Annotated in this window: 18 protein-coding genes; 8 read left to right on the top strand and 10 right to left on the bottom strand. The window is 58.0% G+C overall.

Going from position 1 to position 21505, the window contains the following annotated elements; translation table 11 throughout:
• Positions 1-49 precede the first annotated feature (49 nt).
• The 3 genes from ASE07_RS02145 to ASE07_RS02135 are packed head-to-tail and all read left to right on the top strand — an operon-like array spanning position 50 to position 1892.
• A complete protein-coding gene (locus tag ASE07_RS02145; protein WP_057289156.1) occupies positions 50-1318 on the top strand; it encodes an NAD(P)/FAD-dependent oxidoreductase in 1269 nt (422 codons plus the stop codon).
• The gene (gene thiS, locus ASE07_RS02140; RefSeq protein ID WP_057289155.1) at positions 1315-1566 is read left to right on the top strand and encodes a sulfur carrier protein ThiS; all 252 of its coding nucleotides are present in this window, start codon (positions 1315-1317) and stop codon (positions 1564-1566) included. Before ASE07_RS02145 ends, thiS begins: the two co-directional genes overlap by 4 nt.
• A complete protein-coding gene (locus ASE07_RS02135; protein WP_057289154.1) occupies positions 1566-1892 on the top strand; it encodes a hypothetical protein in 327 nt (108 codons plus the stop codon). Before thiS ends, ASE07_RS02135 begins: the two co-directional genes overlap by 1 nt.
• A gap of 53 nt (positions 1893-1945) precedes the next feature.
• Here the strand turns inward: ASE07_RS02135 and ASE07_RS02130 are convergent, their stop codons facing one another.
• From ASE07_RS02130 to ASE07_RS02115, 4 genes are all read right to left on the bottom strand, one after another.
• A complete protein-coding gene (locus ASE07_RS02130; protein ID WP_156396329.1) occupies positions 1946-2401 on the bottom strand; it encodes a hypothetical protein in 456 nt (151 codons plus the stop codon).
• Positions 2402-2641: 240 nt separating this feature from the next.
• Positions 2642-3307 carry an endonuclease III domain-containing protein gene (locus ASE07_RS02125; RefSeq protein WP_057289152.1) on the bottom strand — a complete coding sequence of 222 codons (666 nt, stop codon included), beginning with the start codon at positions 3305-3307 and terminating at the stop codon, positions 2642-2644.
• Between the two features lie 191 nt (positions 3308-3498).
• On the bottom strand, positions 3499-3891 hold the full coding sequence (locus tag ASE07_RS02120) for a hypothetical protein (RefSeq protein ID WP_057289151.1): 393 nt from the start codon (positions 3889-3891) through the stop codon (positions 3499-3501).
• A gap of 313 nt (positions 3892-4204) precedes the next feature.
• Positions 4205-7828: an indolepyruvate ferredoxin oxidoreductase family protein gene (locus ASE07_RS02115; protein WP_057289150.1), complete on the bottom strand. Its 3624-nt coding sequence runs from the start codon at positions 7826-7828 to the stop codon at positions 4205-4207.
• A 98-nt stretch (positions 7829-7926) separates the two neighbouring features.
• Between ASE07_RS02115 and ASE07_RS02110 the strand changes: the two genes are divergently transcribed.
• On the top strand, positions 7927-8832 hold the full coding sequence (locus ASE07_RS02110; RefSeq protein ID WP_057289149.1) for a LysR family transcriptional regulator: 906 nt from the start codon (positions 7927-7929) through the stop codon (positions 8830-8832).
• A 5-nt stretch (positions 8833-8837) separates the two neighbouring features.
• Here the strand turns inward: ASE07_RS02110 and ASE07_RS02105 are convergent, their stop codons facing one another.
• A complete protein-coding gene (locus tag ASE07_RS02105) occupies positions 8838-9248 on the bottom strand; it encodes a PaaI family thioesterase (RefSeq protein WP_057289148.1) in 411 nt (136 codons plus the stop codon).
• Between the two features lie 396 nt (positions 9249-9644).
• On the opposite strand from ASE07_RS02105, the gene ASE07_RS02100 reads away from it, so the two are divergent.
• Both ASE07_RS02100 and ASE07_RS02095 read left to right on the top strand, forming a co-directional pair.
• Positions 9645-9989, top strand: a complete 345-nt coding sequence (locus ASE07_RS02100) for a four-helix bundle copper-binding protein (RefSeq protein ID WP_057289147.1) — start codon at positions 9645-9647, stop codon at positions 9987-9989.
• 211 nt (positions 9990-10200) lie between these two features.
• Positions 10201-12993 carry a bifunctional diguanylate cyclase/phosphodiesterase gene (locus ASE07_RS02095; protein ID WP_057289146.1) on the top strand — a complete coding sequence of 931 codons (2793 nt, stop codon included), beginning with the start codon at positions 10201-10203 and terminating at the stop codon, positions 12991-12993.
• A gap of 115 nt (positions 12994-13108) precedes the next feature.
• Here ASE07_RS02095 and ASE07_RS02090 read toward each other — a convergent pair whose 3' ends face one another.
• Positions 13109-13813 carry a GntR family transcriptional regulator gene (locus ASE07_RS02090; RefSeq protein WP_057289145.1) on the bottom strand — a complete coding sequence of 235 codons (705 nt, stop codon included), beginning with the start codon at positions 13811-13813 and terminating at the stop codon, positions 13109-13111.
• A 291-nt stretch (positions 13814-14104) separates the two neighbouring features.
• Between ASE07_RS02090 and ASE07_RS02085 the strand changes: the two genes are divergently transcribed.
• Together ASE07_RS02085 and ASE07_RS02080 are read left to right on the top strand one after the other, a co-directional pair.
• Complete coding sequence (locus ASE07_RS02085) at positions 14105-15346, top strand: allantoate amidohydrolase (RefSeq protein WP_057289144.1); 1242 nt, start codon at positions 14105-14107, stop codon at positions 15344-15346.
• A gap of 69 nt (positions 15347-15415) precedes the next feature.
• Positions 15416-17044 (top strand): HAL/PAL/TAL family ammonia-lyase, encoded by a 1629-nt coding sequence (locus ASE07_RS02080; protein WP_057289143.1) that lies wholly within the window; start codon positions 15416-15418, stop codon positions 17042-17044.
• Positions 17045-17248: 204 nt separating this feature from the next.
• On the opposite strand, the gene ASE07_RS02075 is transcribed toward ASE07_RS02080, so the two are convergent.
• The 4 genes from ASE07_RS02075 to ASE07_RS02060 form a co-directional block, all read right to left on the bottom strand.
• The gene (locus ASE07_RS02075) at positions 17249-18337 is read right to left on the bottom strand and encodes a porin (RefSeq protein WP_057289142.1); all 1089 of its coding nucleotides are present in this window, start codon (positions 18335-18337) and stop codon (positions 17249-17251) included.
• A 119-nt stretch (positions 18338-18456) separates the two neighbouring features.
• Positions 18457-18975 (bottom strand): 2-oxo-4-hydroxy-4-carboxy-5-ureidoimidazoline decarboxylase, encoded by a 519-nt coding sequence (gene uraD, locus ASE07_RS02070; RefSeq protein WP_057289141.1) that lies wholly within the window; start codon positions 18973-18975, stop codon positions 18457-18459.
• The gene (gene puuE / locus ASE07_RS02065; RefSeq protein WP_057289140.1) at positions 18972-19916 is read right to left on the bottom strand and encodes an allantoinase PuuE; all 945 of its coding nucleotides are present in this window, start codon (positions 19914-19916) and stop codon (positions 18972-18974) included. Before puuE ends, uraD begins: the two co-directional genes overlap by 4 nt.
• Positions 19917-19937: 21 nt before the next feature.
• Entirely contained in the window at positions 19938-21440 is a 1503-nt protein-coding gene (locus tag ASE07_RS02060) for a nucleobase:cation symporter-2 family protein (RefSeq protein WP_082583900.1), read from the bottom strand.
• Positions 21441-21505: the final 65 nt, after the last annotated feature.

Below are 21505 nucleotides of genomic sequence, written 5' to 3'. Positions count from 1 at the left end.
CTACAGGGCCAGGCTGCCTATACCTATCATTGGGATGGAAAGGGAAAACATGCAACACGTCATCATCGGCAATGGACCTGCCGGCGTCATTGCAGCTGAAACCATTCGCAAGAATACCGCAGCAGACAGCATCGTCATGATCGGGGACGAAGCTGAACCGCCTTATTCGCGGATGGCGATTCCCTATCTCCTGCACGGCAACATTAATGAACGCGGCACTTATCTGCGCAAGGACACCGAACACTACCGCCGCCTGTGCATCCAGCAAGTGCAAGGGCGTGCAGCCCGCGTCGATACCGGCACGCGGCAGGTCGTGCTGGAAGACGGCTCGCAAGTCGGCTATGACAGGCTGCTGATCGCCACCGGTTCAGTACCGGCACGTCCGCCGATTCCAGGAATCGACCTGCCCGGCGTGCACAACTGCTGGACGCTGGAGGATGCGCGCAGAATCATGGGACTCGCCGCGCCCGGCGCCCGCGTCCTGCAGATGGGGGCTGGCTTCATCGGCTGCATCATTCTCGAAGCGCTGGCAATGCGCGGCGTCCAGCTCACCGTGGTGGAAATGGGCGAACGCATGGTGCCGCGCATGATGGGCGATGCCGCCGGCAACATGATTCGCCGCTGGTGCGAAAGCAAGGGCGTGGCCGTGCATACCGGTACCCGCGTGGATGCCATTGAGCGTGGCAACGGCGGCAACTCTCCGCTGATCGCGCGCCTGTCCAACGGCACCACACTGGAAGCCGACCTTGTCATCTCCGCGACCGGCGTCAAGCCGAATATCGGCATTCTCCAGGAAAGTCCGATCAAATGCCTGCAGGGCATCCTGGTCGACGAGACCATGCAGACCTCGGTCGCCGGCGTCTATGCCGCGGGAGACTGTGCGGAAGCCTTCGATCCCATCAGCGGACAGACCATCGTGTCGGCGATCCAGCCCAACGCCGCCGACCAGGCGTATTGCGCAGGCATGAACATGACGGGACGTCGCGCGCTGCAGCGCGGAGTCACGCAGATCAATGTGCTTGACACCTTGGGCCTGGTCTCGACATCGTTTGGTCAATGGGATGGCGTGCCGGGTGGTGATCATGTCGAGTTGACGGATCATGACGCATTTCGCCATGTACGGCTGGAGTTCGACGGCGACGTGCTGGTCGGCGCAAATGCCATTGGTTTTACCGAGCATGTCGGTATCCTGCGCGGGCTGATCGAATCAAAAGTCAAACTGGGCGGCTGGAAACAAGCCTTGCTGGCTAATCCCTTATGCCTGCCCGAAGCCTATATTGCCGCCACGCGCAAACAGCCCGACTGGCGACATGCATGAAAGTGATCTTCAAACTGTTTGCATCGCTGACCGACTATCTGCCACCCGAGCGCAAATACAATGCGATTGAGCTGGAGGTTGCATCCGATACCACGCTCGGTGAACTTATCACGCGTTTCAATATGCCCCCCAAACTGGTGCATCTGGTGTTGATCAACGGTGTCTATGTAGAACCAGCCGATCGCGCGCTGCGCCAGCTTGTCGATGGGGATGTGGTGGCGATCTGGCCGCCGGTGGCGGGCGGCTGATGCAGGAAAAGAGCGAAGACAGGATCGTACCTGTCGAGCTCGTGCGGGAAATGGGATGCACCGAAGCGGACTTCCAGCGCTGGCTGCCCGGCGCGACAAAGCAGGCGCCCATTGACACGGTACGTCAAGACGATGGCGACTTGTATATCGTCCATGCTGATGCAGGCGCGGTGGAAATCATGACGTCCCGGCGAGCCCCCCGGCGCATTGCGGGCATCACCTTGCCGGTACTTCATGTGCGTTTCCGATTTATTGGCATGGACGCATTGCAGCGGCAAACCTTCCTTACGTATTTCGATCACTACACGCGGCGTGGCGGAGGCTGAAGTGTGTCGTTACCATTAACACCAATTCCGATAATTCGCTTACTTCGAAGCGCTCAATCTTTCTTTTCCCGAACTTCGACGTCGATAATGGTTGGATCGTTGTTCATCGGACGTGCAGGATCCGATGAGGAGCCAAAGAGCGAGGAAAGTGCACGGTTTACAAACGCCTGTCTCATCCACTTGTAAGCAAGCAGGTAGCCTATCGACAGACCGAGAAATAGCGAGGGTATTAATTCACCCCTGGAAACAAAACTCAGCAAACAGCCGGCAAGCAAGGCAAGTAATACTGGTCGCCGGGCATGTTTAGGAAGCAAGCCAACGGTACGCAACTTTCCCTGGCGTACATAAGGCAGCCTGGCAAACAGAGCACCGAGGAGCAGACCGGCCACAAAACGCCCGGTGCCTAGATAGCTGGAGACAAAACCAACAACCAGATAGCCAGCATAGGAAATGGTGCCAGCTACAGCGGCCAGCACCAATATTAAAACAGCGATTGCCAGCTTTGGCATGCGCATTGCGGCTTTGACTAATAAGCGTAAGATTTTTTTACTCCTGCAAAATTCTGCAGCTCAAAGATGTGCCGTTATATGGCCGGGCAGCTATGTTAAACGTGTTGGTTGATGATGTCTGCAATGGTCTGAAAGCGCTATCTCGGTGCGCTCAGTGCATTGACTGCTTTCATGCTATTTGTTGCTTTGCGAAGTCGCCGGTGGCGTAAATCGTATCGGCAAATGTGATTTGTGACTACGCTAGCGATGCGCCGTCACACCGACCTGCTGGCACATATCCAGCACTGGACAGCTAGAGCAATGCGGTAATTTTCCGGTGCAGATATGCTTGCCGAATGGTACAAGCAAGCGGTTAATGTCTATCCAGTGGCGAGGCGGAAGCTTGGCTTCCAATGCGATTAAAGTTTTTTCGGGTGTTGAAGTTTGTATATAACCCCAGCGCCCTGTCACGCGATGGACATGAACATCCACACTGATAAAAGGCGCTTCACACGCAATACCCAACACAAGATTTGCACACTTGGGGCCGACGCCGGCGAAGGAGAGCAAGACCTCTCGATCGCATGGAAGCTTGCCATCAAAGTCATCGATCACCCGGCGTGCAATCGCAAGGATCTGATTCGCTTTGCGCTCATGGAAGGTACTTGCCTTGATCAACGTGTCCAGTTCTTCATAACTCAATGTACTCATCTCGGCCGGCGTGCGCGCACGTCCGAACAACTTGCGCGAAACAGGCAGCGTCACTTCGTCAAAAGTGCGAATGGAAATAATACAGGCCACCAGTTGCTCGAAAGCCGACGTAAATCCTTCTTCAGCCAACTGAAAAAGTGCCGCTTTCGGCCATGGGCTTACGGCAGTTTCAATGCGGCTGAACGCCAAGCCAATATCCAGTGGCTTCTTCTCCATCGGGCTTACCTCCGTTCTGATGGACGCAAGGACGTCAAGGATTGAATCTACACATCGCGGCTGACAAAACCTGCTTTCGGCATTGCCGCTTTGACAGGCAACGGTGCGATTGCATTGGAAATCAACGGGTGCGTAGTCAGGCGAACCTGAGCCGGGTACTACGGAACCACGCCATTATCCAGACCCGCAGGTCATCTCAGCGCAGTAACCAGCGCCACAACAGCGACCGCCGCCACGACAGCGGTTGCACAACATAGCCAGATAAAACGGACGCGTTGGGTTTCGAGCCGCTGGATCAGTTGGGCATTCTGGTCGGCGAGTGCCTTGATCAACTGCGATGAGGCATGCATCTGCTCATGCAACTCCGCTGCCGTTTTTTCCGCTACGCTGACCCGTTGGTCCAGAGCGTTAATTGCCTCGGCCATCGATGCCTGGTGGCTGGCCGCACTTGGCTGCGGCGGCGACGAGGCATGGGGTTCGGTGGCGTTCCATAACTTCCTCGCTCCTTCCGCCACTTTCGGTGCTGAACTGATCACGTCGGACCACGGAACGTTCTTTAATAGCGATAACCAATTGTTTGCCACGGATGTTCCTGTATGAAATGTTCTGAATAGGCTTTACCAGACTAGTATAGTTTCATCGTCTTTTCGCAGCAGCCTTCTGATTTTTAGAGCATGCAAATGCAGCTTCGTTTAAACATCCTCGTTAGAATCATACCGCCGGGTTTGCCCATGCCATTTGACCAGACGCCATTGTGCTTCAGTAGCCTATCTTCCCAATTATCCCAATAAAAAAGGCTGGAAACCCTTCGGGTTCCAGCCTTCTCTATCATTATGACTCGCGATGCTGCGTGAGCGGCAACAGAGCTGACTCTAGTTGCCGCCTATTTGCAGGCTGTCAAGCTGCATGCACCGCCGTCGTTCCCGGTGCCTTCGGCGCATCGAACTCTTTCAGCAATGCCGCTTCTTTCTCCTTCGCCGCCTTCAGATGACGTTCTTTCACGTGGCCGAAGCCCCGGATGTCTTCGGGAATGCTGGCGATCGCCGCAGCCTTGGCAAGATTATCCTTGTTTAACCTAGGCAACAACGCGGAGACGGTTTCCTTGTACTGAGCAATCAATGCGCGTTCGGTTTTGCGTTCCTCGGTATAGCCGAACACATCAAGCGCTGTGCCGCGCAGGAACTTCAGTTTTGCCAGCATGCCGAATGCCTTCATCATCCAGGGACCGAACTCCTGCTTGATCAGGTGGCCTTCCGCATCGCGCTTGGCCAGCAACGGCGGCGCGAGATGGAATTTGACCTTGTAGTCGCCTTCGAACATGCCATCGATCTTGGCCTTGAATGCCGTGTCGGCATGCAGGCGGGCGACTTCATACTCATCCTTGTAAGCCATGAGCTTGAACAGATAGCGTGCCACCGCTTCGGTCAGGCGGCTCGACTTTTCCCCTGCAGCGTTGCGCTCCGAATCCCTGACACGCTGCACGAACTCACGATACTGCTGTGCATACTGTGCGTTCTGGTACTTGGTCAGGTAATCGACACGGGTGGCAATCACGTCGTCCAGCGACGGTGTGCGCTTGAACTCGATCACTTGTGCCGCGGTATCGTTGACCTTGGCGAGGCGCTCGACGGCAGCCCAGTCGTGCGCGGCATTGCGGCCCCACACAAAGGCTTGCTTGTTGAACTCGATCGATACGCCGTTCAGCTCAATGGCTTTGATGATCGCTGCTTCGGACAGTGGCACCCAGCCTTTTTGCCATGCATAACCGAGCATGAACATGTTGGTCGCGATGCTGTCGCCCATCAGGGCAGTCGCCAGTTTGCCGGCATCGATGAAGTCGACACGATCGCTGCCGCAAGCGGTGCGGATCTCGGTTTCAGCAGACTGCCCCGGATACTTCCAGTCGGGATTCTTGACGAATGCAGCAGTCGGCGTGCCGGTTGCATTGACGGCGGCGTGCGTACGGCCTTCACCCATGCGTGACAGCGCGTCGCGGCTGGCAGTCACGATCACGTCGCAGCCGATGACAAGATCCGCTGCGCCGGTACCGACGCGAGTCGAATGAATGGCATCCGGCGTATCGGCCAGGCGGACGTGCGACATCACCGGTCCACCCTTCTGTGCCAGGCCGCTCATGTCCAGCACCGAGCAGCCCTTGCCTTCGACGTGGGCCGCCATCGCCAGGATCTGGCCGACTGTCACCACACCGGTGCCGCCGATACCGGTCACCAGGATGCCGAAAGGCTCGCGTGTGGTTGGCAACACAGGTTGCGGCAGATTGCTGCCTTCCAGGATCGGCAGCTTTTTGGCACCGGCGGAATTGTCGACCGAAGCCTTCTTCGGCTTGCGCAACTGGCCGCCTTCTACCGTTACAAAGCTGGGGCAGAAACCCTTGACGCAGGAAAAGTCCTTGTTACACGACGACTGGTTGATCTGGCGCTTGCGGCCAAACTCGGTTTCCATCGGTTCCACCGACAGGCAGTTCGATTGCACGCTGCAATCGCCGCAGCCTTCGCACACGGCTTCGTTGATTACCGCGCGCTTGGCCGGGTCGGGGAACCCCGGCTTGCCGTCCTTGCCGATTTTTTTCCGGCGGCGACGCTTTTCGGAGGCGCAGGTCTGGTCATAGATGATGGCCGACACGCCCTTCACTTCGCGCAATTCCTTTTGCACCGCGTCGAGCTCGTCGCGGTGGCGGATCGTGACGCCAGGCGCCCAGTTGACGCCAGCCGGATACTTTTCCGGTTCATCGGTGACGACCACGATGGGGTTCACGCCTTCGGCCGCGACCTGGCGCGAAATCATTGCCGGATCCAGCGGGCCGTCAAACGCCTGGCCGCCGGTCATCGCGACTGCATCGTTGAACAGGATCTTGTAGGTCATATTGACCTTGCCGGCGACAGCAGCACGGATCGCGAGCAGGCCGGAATGGAAATAGGTGCCGTCACCGAGATTGGCGAACACATGCTGCTCGGTGGTGAATGGCGCATGACCGACCCAAGTGACGCCTTCCGCGCCCATGTGGGTGAAGGTCGCGGTCTGGCGGTCCATCCACAGCACCATGTAGTGACAGCCGATACCGGCGAGCGCCCGGCTGCCTTCCGGCACCCTGGTCGAGGTGTTGTGCGGACAGCCCGAACAGAAATGCGGAATGCGATCCTTGTTCGGATCGGGTTTGCCGGCGCCGACCTTGAGGACGTTTTCCTTTGCCTCCAGATAAGCAATGCGTTCCTTGACGCGCTGTTCGATCGGATGGCCGGCGAAGTACTTCGAAATGCGGGCTGCAATGGCACGGGCGATCTGCGCCGGGCTGAGTTCATAAGTCGCCGGCAGCAGCCAGTTGCCATGGCCTTCGCGATGGTTGCCGCTCCATTCGCCGGTGTCATCGAACTTGCCGACCACGCGCGGGCGTACGTCGTCGCGCCAGTTATAGAGTTCTTCCTTGAGCTGGTATTCGAGGATCTGACGCTTTTCCTCGACCACAATGATTTCTTCCAGTCCTTGCGCGAAGTGACGCACGCCTTCCGCTTCAAGCGGCCAGGTCATGCCGATCTTGTACAGGCGGATACCGATGTCGCGCGCGACTTCTTCATTGATGCCGAGATCCTCCAGCGCCTGTCGGGTGTCGAGATAGGATTTGCCGGCAGTGACGATGCCGATGCGGGCATGCGGGCTGTCCCAGATGATCTGGTTGAGCTTGTTGGCTCGCACGTAGGCGAGTGCCGCGTACCATTTGTAATTGTTCATCCGTGCTTCCTGATCGAGCACGGCATCCGGATAGCGAATGTTGAGGCCGCCGGGCGGCAGTTCGAAATCGGTCGGCAGGATGATCTTGACGCGGTCCGGATCGAGGTCGACCGATGCGCCCGATTCGACCACATCGGTCACGCATTTCATCGATACCCACAGGCCGGTATAGCGCGACAGCGCCCAGCCGTGCAGGCCATAGTCGAGGTATTCCTGTACCGATGAGGGATACAGAACGGGAATGCCGCAAGCCTTGAGGATGTGCTCGCTCTGGTGCGCCGTCGTTGATGATTTGGCAGCATGGTCGTCACCGGCCAGCACCAGCACGCCGCCGTTCTTGTCGGTGCCGGCCATGTTGGCATGCTTGAACACGTCGCCGCAGCGGTCGACGCCCGGGCCTTTGCCATACCACATCGAGAATACGCCGTCATACTTGGCGTTCGGAAACAGGTTGACCTGTTGCGTACCCCAGACCGCCGTGGCCGCGAGGTCTTCGTTCACGCCGGGATGGAACTGGACATGATGCGCTTCGAGGTGTTTCTTTGCCTTCATGGCCGTCATGTCGACGTTACCCAGAGGCGAGCCGCGATAGCCGGTGATATAGCCCGCGGTATTGAGGCCGGCCGCAACGTCGCGTTGACGCTGCATGATCGGCAAACGAATCAGTGCTTGGGTGCCTGTGATAAAGGCACGGCCGCGCTCCAGCGTGAACTTGTCGTCCAGCGAGATGTTTTCCAGCAGGTTGCGCTGGTCAGCGGAAAGGGGTGCATTCATGGCGATGGTCTCCGTAATTTTTAGCCCTCATTGAAGTATAGTAAGCCAGTTTGGTATCGTAAAATCACAAATACACAACTCTGGTATCTGAAAAACGCATGGCTGAACACGTCACTCTCCGACAACTCCGTTACTTCGTAGCTGCCGCCCGGACCGGCCAGTTTTCGATGGCGGCAAGCAATGAACACGTGTCGCAGTCGGCGATCACCAATGCTGTCCTGGCGCTGGAGCAGCAGCTGGGTGTTCGCCTGTTCGACCGGCTTCCGCAGGGCGTGTCGTTGACCGCCGAGGGTGAAGATTTTTTTCACCATGCGCGGCACATCCTTGATTCCGTGCATGATGCAATGCACAAACCACGCTTTCGAGCCAACAACCTGCGTGGCAAAGTCAAGGTCGCTGCCTCGTACACTGTTTTAGGATATTTTCTGCCGGAGCTGCTGGCACGATTTCGCGCAAGTTATCCGGATGTGGAGATTGATCTGCGCGATATGGACCGCGCGGGTATTGAAGAGGCGGTGTTATCGGGGGAAGTCGAACTCGGTGTGGCGATTCTTTCAAACGTGCAAAAGCTCAACCGTTTCGGCCATGCGGTACTGGTCCGTTCGCGACGCCAGCTTTGGGTGGCGCCCGAGCATCCCTTGGCCAAACTTGAATCGCCTTCACTCAGGGACATTGCTCAGCATCCCTATATTCTCGTGACGGCGGATGAAGCGGAAGCATCGACCGCTGCCTACTGGAAAGCAAAGCGCCTGAAGCCGAATATCGTATTCCGCACCAGTTCGATTGAGGCGGTGCGCGGCCTGGTGGCGCATGGTTTTGGCGTCACGGTGCTGTCGGACATGGTGTTTCGCCCGTGGTCGCTGGAAGGCAAGCGCATTGAGGCACGACCTATCCTCGACGTCGTGCCGCATATGGAAGCCGGGGTATTGTGGAAAGAGGGAAACCCGTTGAGTACACCGGGTGAAGCACTGCAGCAGTTTCTATTGCACGCCTATGGAAGCTAGGCTAGTTATTTCAAGTACTTGAACGTCCCTACTGCGGTTGCCACAAGTAAATCATCGTCGAGCCAGATCTCCGAGCGTGTGAAATAGATTGACCGACCTTTCTTCTCCGCCAAACCCTTTGCGGTCAGTTCGCGACCAACACCATTGCCAAGAAAATTTGTCGTCAGTGACAGCGTCACCGCATGACGGGCGGGCTCGCCGGGCTCCGCATGCAGGCCGGAGTAGCCGGCCACTGCATCAAGCAGAGTACAAATGATGCCACCATGGACCACGCCGCTGCGATTGAGCAGGTTCTCGTTAAGCAACAGCCGCATTTCTGCATGGCCGTCACCCCATTGGGTCAGTCTGACGCCGAGGAATTCGAGAAGAGGATTATCGAGCCCTGGTAGGGCATTGAGTGGCAATGGTTGATTCATGAAGTTATTCCTGAATATTCCTGAAGCGGTGCTGCTGATATGGACCACTGTGTGTCCTTGAAAGCTATCATTCTGCCCGGAATGTGTGCACCCTGCCTGCGCTGAACAAGAATAAGGAACCTTTGGACGGTAAACGACCCTATCAATGACAAATTGATACCCTCCATGACTTATACCAATCCCAAGCTATAACGTGACAAATGAGATCGATGGATTTTTGTGACTGGCAAGGCGCAGGAGGAGTCAATAGCGAGCTATTGACGACGAGTGCAACGCAGGCAGGCGGCTCGGCGCCCCTGGAAAAAGACGCGATCTCATGGTGCGTTATGGGTTGGGATTGGTATTACATCCCTAGTGTGCCGTCACCCCATTTGCATAACCGAAAGGAGACCTGCCATGAGCACTACCATGTCACCTGAGATGAAACAATGCCTCGCCAATTGTATGGAATGCCATCGGATCTGTACCGAGACTGCAGCCCATGTCTTGCATGGTGGTCATGTCCATAGCGAAGCAAAGCATTTGATCGCGCTGCTCGACTGTGCGCAGATCTGCGGCTTGCATGCCGATTTCATGGCACGTCGTTCTCCCCACCATACCCATCTGGCAAAGGAATGCGCGGAAATCTGCAATGCCTGTGCCGACTTGTGCGAAGAGCATGCTGATCCCGACGGAGAGATGGCCGCATGCGCTAAAGCCTGTCGTACCTGCGCGCAAACCTGCATGGCCATGTCGCATTAACAAGACCGACAATAATGACGTGAGGTAACACTTGACTCCTGGCAGTGTGGCTAAGTTGCTAAGCTGTATAAGACGTGCCTGATATGCATACACCATTGCGTTTGGTCGAGGCGGCCAACACATAAGAACGTATGATCGTTTTATCATCCTTTTGATGTGAAAAGAACAAGATGCCATTCAGGGAGTATTGCGTCTGTTCAAAGTGACGCCTATGTCGCCATTATTACGCTTGCGCGCGCCGAGCCCTGTCGCACTCGCCACATTTATTATTGGACTGGTGCTGACGGCAATGTTGTTCGGCCTTACCTATGAACTCGAAACCGATAAGGCCGACCTCGATTTCCGGCGCCGCGTGGAGGGCTATGTCAGCGATCTGCAGCAAGGTGCCGGCGATGCCATCGCCAGTCTGCAGGCGGTCAATCAGCTGATCGCGAGTGTAGGCGAAGCCGGCCAGGATAACTTCAGCAGCTTTACTGCCCCTTTACTGAAGCGGCAGCCCTATATCCGTGCGTTCAGCTATCACCGCTTTATCTCTTCCCGAGAGCGTGCGATGTTCGAAGCCTCAATGCGGCGCTCGCATCCTGGTTTTGTGATCAAGGAATTCGGCGAATCGGGATGGGTTCCGGCTGCTACACGCAGTCAGTATCTCGCAACCATCTACGTTGCCCCGTTCGCAGAAGAAAAATTTCGGATAGGTAATGACGCACTGTATAACCCGCAACGCGCGGCGGCGACCTGGCGTGCCGTCGAGCAAGGCACACCTTCCGCGACCGGGATTGTACAAACCATTCTTAGCCGGACCAATGTGCCTATCTTTTTTGTCGTCATGCCGCTCTATCGCAGCGACATGCCGTTACGCACCGCGGAGGAAAGGCGTGCCGCGGTTTTTGGCGTGACGCAGGCAATGTTCAATGCGCGCGACCTCGTGGGAAAAGTTCTTGGTCGTGAAGCGTTGTCCATACCTGGACTTGAGGTCAGCGTATACACAGCCGTCGCCGGGGAAGGCGAGCATCTTGCATTTCATCATAAGGCCGAGCACCTGGAGGACGACAGCGTACTGTCGAGATTGCGCTTGTTCGGCGCACAAACACTGACCGTATCCGAATCGTTCGATGTGGGCGGCACGGTCTGGAATATCCGGATTTCCGGGACGCCTGCGACATTTACCTATAGCCATCGCGCTTCGCTGCTGGTTCTCGTATTCGGTTTGTTGTTCAGCCTTGCCGTTGCCCTGAATCGACAGTCGGCCGCCGCGCGGGCGATGCATATCGAACAGCTTGTAGAACAGCGCACCGTTGAGCTGGGGCGCGCCAGCCGCGACTTGCAGTTGCGTCAGCGGGCAATCGAGGCAAGCGCCAATGCAATCCTGATCACATCGGCATCCGGGCCGCATTTCGCGATCGAATATGTGAATCCGGCGTTTACCCGCATCACCGGATACCAGTCGGAGGAAGTGATTGGAAAGCCTTTTGATTTTCTTTGCGGCACGGACCATGACCAGGCGGGCGCGATGGAACTTCGCGCCGCCCTGAACTCCGGCACGGAGAGCCAGGCCATTGTTCGCCATTACCGCAAGGACGGTACCTTGTTCTGGGATAACGTCTATGTCGCGCCGGTGGCGCTGGCGGGGCGAGCGGCCACCCACTTCGTCGTCACGCAATACGACATTACCGAAACCCGGCGCTATCAGGCCGAACTGGAGTTCCAGGCAAACTACGACCTGCTGACCGGCATCGCCAACCGCAACCTGTTGCGCGACCGCGTCACTCAGGCGCTGACCATGGCGGCACGCCATGACGAGCACGTCTGCGTTGCCTTCATGGACCTGGATCGCTTCAAGTTCATTAATGACAGCCTGGGGCATCGCGCCGGCGATCTGTTCCTGAAAACGATTGCGCACCGGCTCAAGCGCGCGGCGCGCGACACCGATACGGTGGCGCGTTATGGCGGCGACGAGTTCGTGCTGGTGTTGCCGGAAGCGGAGGACGTTGCCGAGTCGGCCAAGGTAGTACAGCGCGTGATGCAGGCCTTGTCACGGCCGATTCCCATCAACGGCAAGGACTTCTTTCCGAGCTGCAGCGTCGGCATCGCGGTCTATCCGACGGATGGCGAAGATTTCGAAACCCTGCTCACCCATGCCGACATGGCGATGTACAGCGCCAAGGAAAAAGGCAGGAACACCTTCCAGTTTTATGCGCCGAACATGAACGAGCGTGCGGCCAAGCGGCTGCGACTGGAGGGTGACTTGCGACGTGCGCTGGAACGGCGCGAGCTGCTGTTGCATTATCAGCCGCAGGTCGATGTGAATTCCGGCCGCATTGTCGGGGCCGAAGCACTGATCCGCTGGCAGCATCCGGAACTGGGCCTGATTTCGCCATCCGAATTCATCAGCCTGGCCGAAGAAACCGGGCTGATTGGCGCCATCGGCGACTGGGTCTTGCGTACCTCTTGCAGCCAGGCGCGTCACTGGGAGCAAGCCGGTCTGGGCAAGCTGCGCATCGCCATCAACCTGTCTGCCCGGCAGTTCAGCCAGCCCAATCTCGTCAGCATGGTGGAAAGTGCCCTTGCCGACAGCGGCCTCAGTGCCTCCGACCTTGAGCTGGAGATTACCGAAAGCACCGTGATGGTCGATGTCCAGCATGCGATACGCACGCTGCATGAACTCAAGAGCATCGATGTGCATCTGTCGATCGATGACTTCGGTACCGGATTTTCCAGCCTGTCCTACCTGAAGCAGTTTCCCATTGACGTACTGAAGGTCGACCAATCGTTCGTGCGCGACCTGGCCACGGACCCGGACAATGCGATGATCGTGATGTCGGTGATTTCACTGGCGCACAACCTGCGCCTGAAGGTGATCGCGGAGGGTGTCGAAACAGCGGAGCAGCTGAGCTACCTGCGCGACAACAAGTGCGACCAGGTGCAGGGATATTATTTCAGCAAGCCGCTTCCGGCTGACAAATTCGAGCGCTTCCTGAAGCAGGAGCTTGGCACGGAAGCGTGAGCCAGAACACAGGTTGATGTGGTTGCGTTATGCAAGGGTCGTTACGCACAGTCGGGGCCGGGGCCGGACCCTGCACCTGTGACCTGCACCTTGCAGAGCGCGTCGGGAGTCAAGCTCAGGCCAGCAGCACCGACACCAGATCGCGTTTGGACTCTTCCACGCTCTTGTCGAAGTGCAGCGCCGATTCGACATGGTCGAGGTGGTCGAGGATCAGCTTGACCGCGCGTTCGGTCTTTCCTGCCTTGGCGGCCTCCAGAAACTCCGAATGTTCATCCGACGAACACACGGCGTCCATATCGGTCTGATACAGCATCGTGATGAGCGAGCTGCGTGCGACCAGTTCCTGCAGAATCTCGGTCAGTACCTGGTTGCCGACGATTTGCGCCATCAGTACATGGAAATCGCCGAGCAGCTGTGACTTCACCTTGGAATCGTGACCTGAAATTGCGGCCCGCTCGGCCTTCAGGTGCTTTTCCAGCATGCGGTAATCGGCTGGACGCGCCTTGGCGACAAATTCCCTGGCAAGGGCGGCTTCGAGGATGCGGCGGGTGGCAAAGATTTCGCGGGCTTCGGTTTCGGTCGGCTGGCTGACGAAAGCGCCGCGATCCGGAATGATATTGATCAGCTTGTCCTTGGACAGCGTCAGCAGGGCAGCGCGGATCTTGGTCCGGCTGACCGAGTACAGTCGCGACAGCGCTTCCTCGCGCAGCTTGGTCCCGGGCGGCAACCGGCGCGCGCCGATCGCGGCGGCGATGTCTTCCGCGATTTCGTTGGCGCTTTTTGCTGCCGCCGTTTCTTCTTCTTTACGTGACTTTGGCATAACAATGGAATCAGGTGTCGGGAGCCGGCAACCGATCGTGTCGGGTCCGGCCGCGCAAAGCTTAACATGAAGACAATCTTTTCTTCATGCCGATATGGTTTTACCGGTAGCCGCACTGTAGTAGAGCAGCCGACGGACCGTCAATGATATCGGTCCGCTGATAGATACTATATAGCACCGGATTCACTGAGAATAACATTTTTGCTCGCTGTTTTTGTATACAATCTTTGAATACGATACTATACTTTTACTTACCGATATGCCGCATAGACGCCGCAACAAGGAGAAAGCATGAATCAGGCAAGCAACAAGGGGGCGACCATCATGCGCTGGGCCGACGATCTCGCCAGTCATAGTGAAGCAGAAGGCATGCTCACCCGGACCTATCTGACCGCGGCGCACAGCGGCGCCGCCGAACAGCTCGGGCAGTGGATGCGCGAAGCCGGCATGAGCGTGCGACGCGACGCCGCCGGCAACGTGATCGGGCGTTATGAAGGACAGGTCGCAGATGCGCCGGTGCTCCTGACCGGTTCACACTTCGATACCGTGCGCGACGCCGGCAAGTACGATGGCAACCTCGGCATTCTCCTTCCGATTGCTTGCATCGCGGAATGGAACCGACAGGGCAAGCGCTTTCCGTTTGCCATCGAAGTGATCGGTTTTGCCGAAGAAGAAGGCGTGCGCTTCAAGGCCACCCTGCTTGGCAGCCGCGCATGTGCCGGCACCTTCGATAACAGCGTGCTGGACAAGGTCGACGACCAGGGCCAGACCATGCGCCAGGTCATGCATGCAGCGGGCTTCAATTCCCAGGACCTGGAGCGCGCTGCTTATGCGCGTGAGAAGGTGCTCGCCTTCGTCGAGGTCCATATCGAGCAGGGTCCCGTGCTGCTCGACGAATCCTTGCCGGTCGGCGTGGTCACGGCCATTTCCGGTGCAACACGCTTCCTGGTGCAAGCAACCGGCCTCGCCGGGCATGCGGGCACCGTACCGATGACACTGCGCCGTGACGCCGCCATGACGGCAGCCGAAATCGGCCTGACTATCGAAAAGCGTTGCTCGGGCATTCCCGGACTGGTGGGTACAGTCGGTCAGCTCGCAGTGCCGAACGGTGCCGCCAACGTGGTGCCGGGGAAGGCGGTCTTTACCATCGACATCCGCGCTGAAACCGACGACGTGCGTGAAGCGGCCGTCAACGATGTGCTGCAGGCCATGCAGGAAATCTCGGCACGCCGCCGCGTCAGCCTCGATATCAACAAGACGCATGAAGCCAGTAGCGTCCCCTGCGCCGGATGGCTGCAGCAGCAATTCGCAGAGGCCATCACCGCGTCCGGCATTCCCCTTCGCTACCTGCCTTCGGGCGCGGGCCACGATGCGATGGCCATCGCTGCGATCGCCGATGTCGCGATGCTCTTCGTCCGTTGCGGCAATGGCGGCATCAGCCATCATCCGGATGAAATCATGACGGTCGACGATGCGGAAACCGCGGCAGAAGTTTTCAGCCGCTTTGTCGAGCATTTCAAGCCGCAGCACTGACACGCGCTTTACCTTTTCCAAAACAGCCACTACTTCATCATTCAACAAACGAACACCACGGTACCCAACATGACAACAACGACATTGATCGATGGCTTTAATCTGACAGCGGAACAAGTAGTCGCCATTGCACGCGATCCCGGCGTGCAGGTTGGCCTGGCTCAATCCTCGCGCGATGCGCTCAAGCAGAGCCGCGACTACATCGAATCGACATGGATGCACGATGAAGCACCGATGATGTACAGCTTCAATACCGGCGTCGGCTTGCTGAAGGATACCCGCATCAAGGTCGAGCACATCGCGCTGTTCCAGACGCAGATGATTAAGGCCCATGCGGCCGGCATCGGTGAGCCCTTCTCCGAAGAAGTCAGCCGCGCCACCATGCTGCTGCGTGCCAATGCGTTCGCCAGCAATTATTCGGCGCCGCGCGTTGAAGTGGTCGACCGCCTGCTTGCCTTCATTAACGCTGGCATTCACCCGATCATGCCGCAGAAAGGTTCGGTTGGTGCGTCGGGCGACCTCGCACCGCTGGCTTACCTTGCCGCAGCGATTGCCGGCTTTGAAGAGGCTGAAGTCATGTATCGTGGCAAGCGCATGAGCGCGCCGCAGGCGATCACGGAATCCGGTGTCGGCCCGGTCCAGTTCGACCTGAAGGCGAAAGATGCCTCCGCGCTGATCAACGGCTGTACCGTATCGCTGGCTGTCGCGGTGCTGGCAGCGCATGACGCACGCAATCTGTTGTCGGATGCCTGCCTGTCGCTCGGTCTGACGCTCGAAGCGATGCGCGCCGAAATGTCGGGCTTCGACGAGCGCATCCAGCTGGCCCGCCCGCATGCCGGCCAGATCAAGACGGCGGCGATTATCCGCAACCTGCTCAAGGGTTCAACACGTACCACCCACGAAGCACGCGCAGTGCAGTTCCCCGATGAGTTGCGCCGTACCGATATCGCCTACACGCCGCGCATCCAGGATGTCTATTCGCTGCGCTGCGCACCACAGGTGTACGGCCCGGTGTTCGATGCGCTTGATTACATCGACACGATCGTCACACGCGAAATCAATTCGGCGACCGACAATCCGTTGATCTTCTCCAAGGATGGAGGCGGCTTCGAAATCATCTCGGGCGGCAATTTCCATGGTCAGTACCTGGCCCAGGCAATGGACTTGCTGGCCATGGCGGTGACTGACCTCGGCAGTATCGTCGAGCGCCGCATTGCGCGCCTGATCGACCCGACCTTGTCGTGGGGTTTGCCGCGCAACCTGATGAGCGGTATCCGTGGCGTCAACACCGGCTACCCGGTCGTGCAATGCTCGATGAGTTCGCTGGTCATGGAAAACCGCACCCTGTGCATGCCGGGCAGCGTCGACAGCATTCCATCGAAAGGCAACAGCGAGGACCACATCTCCAATTCGACCTGGTGCGCACGCAAGGCGGCGACCGTGGTGGCGAATACCCAGTACATCGTCGGCGTCGAAATGCTGCTGGCCGCGCAAGGTCTCACCATGACCGAATCGCTGTTGCCGGGCTTTGTTCTGGGTCAGGGTACCCAGGCTGCGTACGACGAAGTGCGTCGCCAGATTCCGGCGTGCCTGGATGGCGACCGCTGGTTCCACAAGGATATTCAAGTTGCGCAGTCCTTCGTGATCACCGGCTCGGTACGTTCCGCGGTCGAGCAGAAAATCGGCAAGTTCGCGTAAGAAGAATAAGGTACCTGCCCTTGGGAGGCGAGCTGAAAGGCTCACCTCTTTTTTTCGTGCCAACAGCAGCCGGACACGCAGATCGGTACGCTGACCGAAGCCTTTGCGGCGACCGCGCGATTCAAATTTTCCGGCTGCTCTTCCAGAGATTCGGCCGCTGCCGCCGCCTACTCCACCAGCGCGGCATTCCTCATGGATGACGGGTTAGAACCGGTGACGCACGCCAATACCGAAGCTTTCGGCACGGCTGGACGCAGTGATCTTGTCCGACATCAGCACCGTGTAGATATCGGTACGCTTCGACAGCAGGTAGTCGTAACCCACCGACACGGTATCGCGCTTGAGTTCGGTGCCCACCAGACTGCCATCGCGTCTGGTATTCGCGTAGCCAAGCAAGACCTTACCCGGACCGACCGGCGCGCTCATGCCGAGACTGAAGGTCTTGTCCTTCATGCTGGCAGCGGTCGCGGTGTCATCGTCGTTGACCTGGTAGGTGGCAAACAGCTTGGCGATATTGAGATCGTAGCTGCCGCCAACAAAGTAGGCTTTCTGACGCGTGATCGCGCGGTAGTTGACCGGTGCCGCAGTTGCATCAATCAACGCTGCGCCGGAATTCGGATTACTGACCTCGGCATCGTGATAGAAGGCTGACAATGCGAGCGGCCCTTTGAAGTAGAGCAGGTTGAGTGCGATATTGTTCGTTCCGTTGCGACCCGCAACTTCACCGAACTGATAATGAACGTTCGCGCGCAAGCCATTGAAGTCGGGTGTCGAGTAAATGATCTCGTTGCTCCAGCCACTGTCGGACGCGTTCGATGCAATCCAGCTCCGCGCACCGAATGCGCCCGACGGCACATACGCATGCACTACCAGCGGCGAAAAGGTGAATGAATCGCCGAAGGGATTGAACAACACGGTAGGCAGGAAGCTCGGCGCCAGACCACGTCCGAACTGAATCTTGCCGAAGCTTCCGGCCAAGCCGACGTTGGCATCACGCGAGAACAGGTTGTCGCCGCCGAAGCGACCGGACGTGCCGGTATCGCCCTGGAAGAATCCGTTGAGCGCAAATTCCGCCTTGAGTCCGCCGCCCAGGTCTTCGCTCCCCTTGAAGCCGAAGTAGGACGTGGTCATGCCGCCGCTATTGACAACGGATCGGCGGCCCGCGTCGCCACTATATTTCAGCGAACCGGCAAACAGGTCGACCGTGCCCTGCACGGTCACGTTGGTCTGGGCAAATGCGCCCTGGATGGCGAGGCAGCCAATGGCTGCCGCGATGGCGGTGGTTTTTTTCATTTTGTCTCCCGAAAGGAAAGATGGGTGTGAGCCTGCCTGGCATGCGGTTTTTCAACCGCATGCCATGGTCGATATTGTTATTATTTTCTGGTCCTGCGCCGCGTTCTTGTTGAATAAGCTTATTGCACGGCGTCTGCAAGGCGGAATCCGCCGATGCGAATGATTTGTTCTATGCATTCCTTCGCCTCCGCATCGCGGTCGTTGCCGAGACGCCTTTCAACATTTTGCAGAATGCTTTGGCGATTGTGTCCCTTCACGGCAATCACAAAGGGAAAGCCGAATTTCTCGTTGTAGCGATTGTTGAGATCCTGCAGCTTTGCGAATTCCTCGGCACTGCACTGGTCGAGTCCCGCACCCTTTTGTTCACGCGTCGATTCCTCGGTGAGCTCGCCGCGCACCGCCGCCTTGCCGGCCAGTTCGGGGTGGGCACGAATGAGCTGGATGCGTTCCGCCTCACTGGCATTGCGGACCGCATCGGCCATGGCAGCGTGCAATTGCTCGACGCTGGCAAATGGACGTTTGGCTGCTGCACGTTCCGCCACCCAGGGCGAGTGTTCAAAAATTGCGCCGAGGGCCGCCGTGAAATCGGCTGGCGACATGGTATTCAGATTGTCGAGAGAAAAATGTTTGGTCGTCATTTTGCTTGATACGGATGCGTGCTGATCCAGTGGTTGGCGATATCGATACGGCGGCAGATCCACACATTGTCATGGGACTGCAGATAATCAAGGAAACGTTGTAGCGCGCGGAAGCGTCCCGGCCTGCCGAGCAGCCGGCAGTGCATGCCGATCGACAGCATCTTCGGCCTGTCCTGTCCATTTGGATCGCCTTCCGCGTACAGCACGTCGAAGCTGTCCTTCAGGTATTGATAGAACTGTTCGCCAGTGTTGAAACCCTGTGCCGTCGCAAAGCGCATGTCGTTGCTGTCCAGCGTGTACGGCACGACCAGGTGGGGCCTGGATTCGCCTGCCGAGGTCTCGACTTCGGTCCAGAAAGGCAAGTCGTCGCCGTAGTAATCCGAGTCATAGGTAAAACCGCCCTGCTCGACCACAAGCCTGCGGGTATTGGGCGAATCGCGGCCGGTGTACCAGCCGAGCGGCGCGCTGCCGGTCAGCTGACGCTGGATGTCGATCGCGATCCGCATATGCTCGCGCTCCACGGCTTCATCCATGTGCTGGTAGTGAATCCAGCGCCAGCCGTGGCAGGCAATTTCATGACCAAGGTCGACGAATGCCTGTGTCAGTTCGGGATGTCGCTGCAAGGCCATGGCGACGCCGAACACGGTCAGCGGCAGCTTGCGCTGCTCAAACTCGCGCAGGATGCGCCACACGCCGGCACGCGAACCGTATTCATAAATCGATTCCATCGACATGTGGCGCGCCTCGAATGCCGCCGCGCCGATAATCTCGGACAGGAATTGCTCCGAAGTCTTGTCACCATGCAGCACATTGTTTTCGCCGCCTTCTTCATAATTCAGGACGAATTGCACCGCGATGCGCGCCTGGCCGGGCCAGCGCGCGTGAGGAATCTGCCGGCCATAGCCGACGAGGTCACGGGGGTATGCGTTATCTTTCTGCATGGTGAAGTAGTAGTAAGTAAGTTATTCGCTGCCGTGGGTATTGGCCTTGGCCGCAGCCTCTGCCTCGTCCTGGGAAGCGATGCCGTTAAAAAACAGGTTGAGTAATACCGCAACGATCGCTGCCAGCAAAATCCCGCTATGCAGCAGCGGCGACAGTGCCTTGGGCATATGTTGCGCATAGCGCTCAGCCACCAGCGGCAACATGCCGAAGCCGATAGCAATGGCAACGATGAACAGGTTGTTGCGGTTGCTCTTGTAGTCGACCGCTGCCAGAATGCGGATGCCGGTAGCGGCAACCATGCCGAACATGACAAGGCCGGCGCCGCCAAGCACGAATTGCGGCACGGCTTCGGCAGCTTGCGCGATCTTGGGAATGACGCCCATGATTATCAGGATGACGCCGGCGGCGACACAGACCCAGCGGCTCTTCACGCCGGTCACACCAACCAGGCCGACGTTCTGCGAGAACGAGGTATACGGGAAGGTATTGAAAATGCCGCCGATCAGCGTACCGAGTCCATCGACGCGCAAACCGCGACTGATGTCGTCTCTGCGGATCTCCTTGCCCGTCAGTTCTCCGAGCGCGAGGAACATGCCGGTCGATTCGATCATGACGACGAGCATGACCAGCGTCATCGTCATGATCGCGACGACGTCGAAGGTCGGCATGCCGAACTGGAAAGGCGTGACGATGGCGAAGGTCTTGGCCGTCGATACCTTGTCGAAGTCAACCTTATCGAGAAAATAGGCGACCGTGGTACCGGCGACAATGCCGGTCAGTACCGCGATATTGGCAAGAAACCCCTTGCCGTATTTGGCAACCAGCAGGATGACAATCAGCACGAACAGTGCAATGCCGAGATTGTCGAGCGCCGCGTATTGCGGATTGGGAATCATCGGCGCCGGGCCGGCGGGCAACGCGGTCCCCGCTGCCTTTGCAGCAGCGACGAGATTGGCAAACGCGGGGTCGGGAATCGTCGCCATGTTGGGTGTGCCACCCATGGCCCAGTTGACACCAACGCGCATCAACGAAATGCCGATCACCGCGATAATCGTTCCGGTGACGACCGGTGGAAACAATGCAAGCACCCGGCTGACAAAGGGCGCGATGAATATCGAGATGATGCCTGCCCCGATGACGGCGCCAAAAATGCCTGTGACGCCCAATGCCGGATTAGCAGCCATGGCCAGCATCGGACTGACTGAGGCAAAGGTCACGCCCATCATGACTGGCATGCGAATACCGAACAGCTTGCCAAAGCCGAGCGACTGAATCAAGGTCACCAGGCCGCAGCAGAACAAGTCCGCACTGATCAGCGCAGCGACCTGTTCCGGCTGCAACTTGAGCGCACGGCCAATGATCAGCGGGACGGCAATTGCGCCGGCGTACATCACCAGGACATGTTGCAGTCCCAGCGTCGCCAGCTTGCCGGCAGGTAGACGTTCGTCGACCGCGCTGCCGGCCAGCGGTACGGAATCGGTTGCCGGCACAGATGCCACGGCAGTATGTGATGTGCTCATCATGTCTTCTCCAAAACTGCGGGTGTGAGAAATATTGTTGTTCTTGTTATGGTTTGTGGTGGTACCTG

This window comes from Noviherbaspirillum sp. Root189 (assembly GCF_001428545.1).
Taxonomy (GTDB): Bacteria; Pseudomonadota; Gammaproteobacteria; order Burkholderiales; family Burkholderiaceae_D; genus Noviherbaspirillum.
The sequence above is the reverse complement of the archived record's forward strand: the minus strand, read 5'-3'. Positions and strand labels throughout refer to the sequence as shown.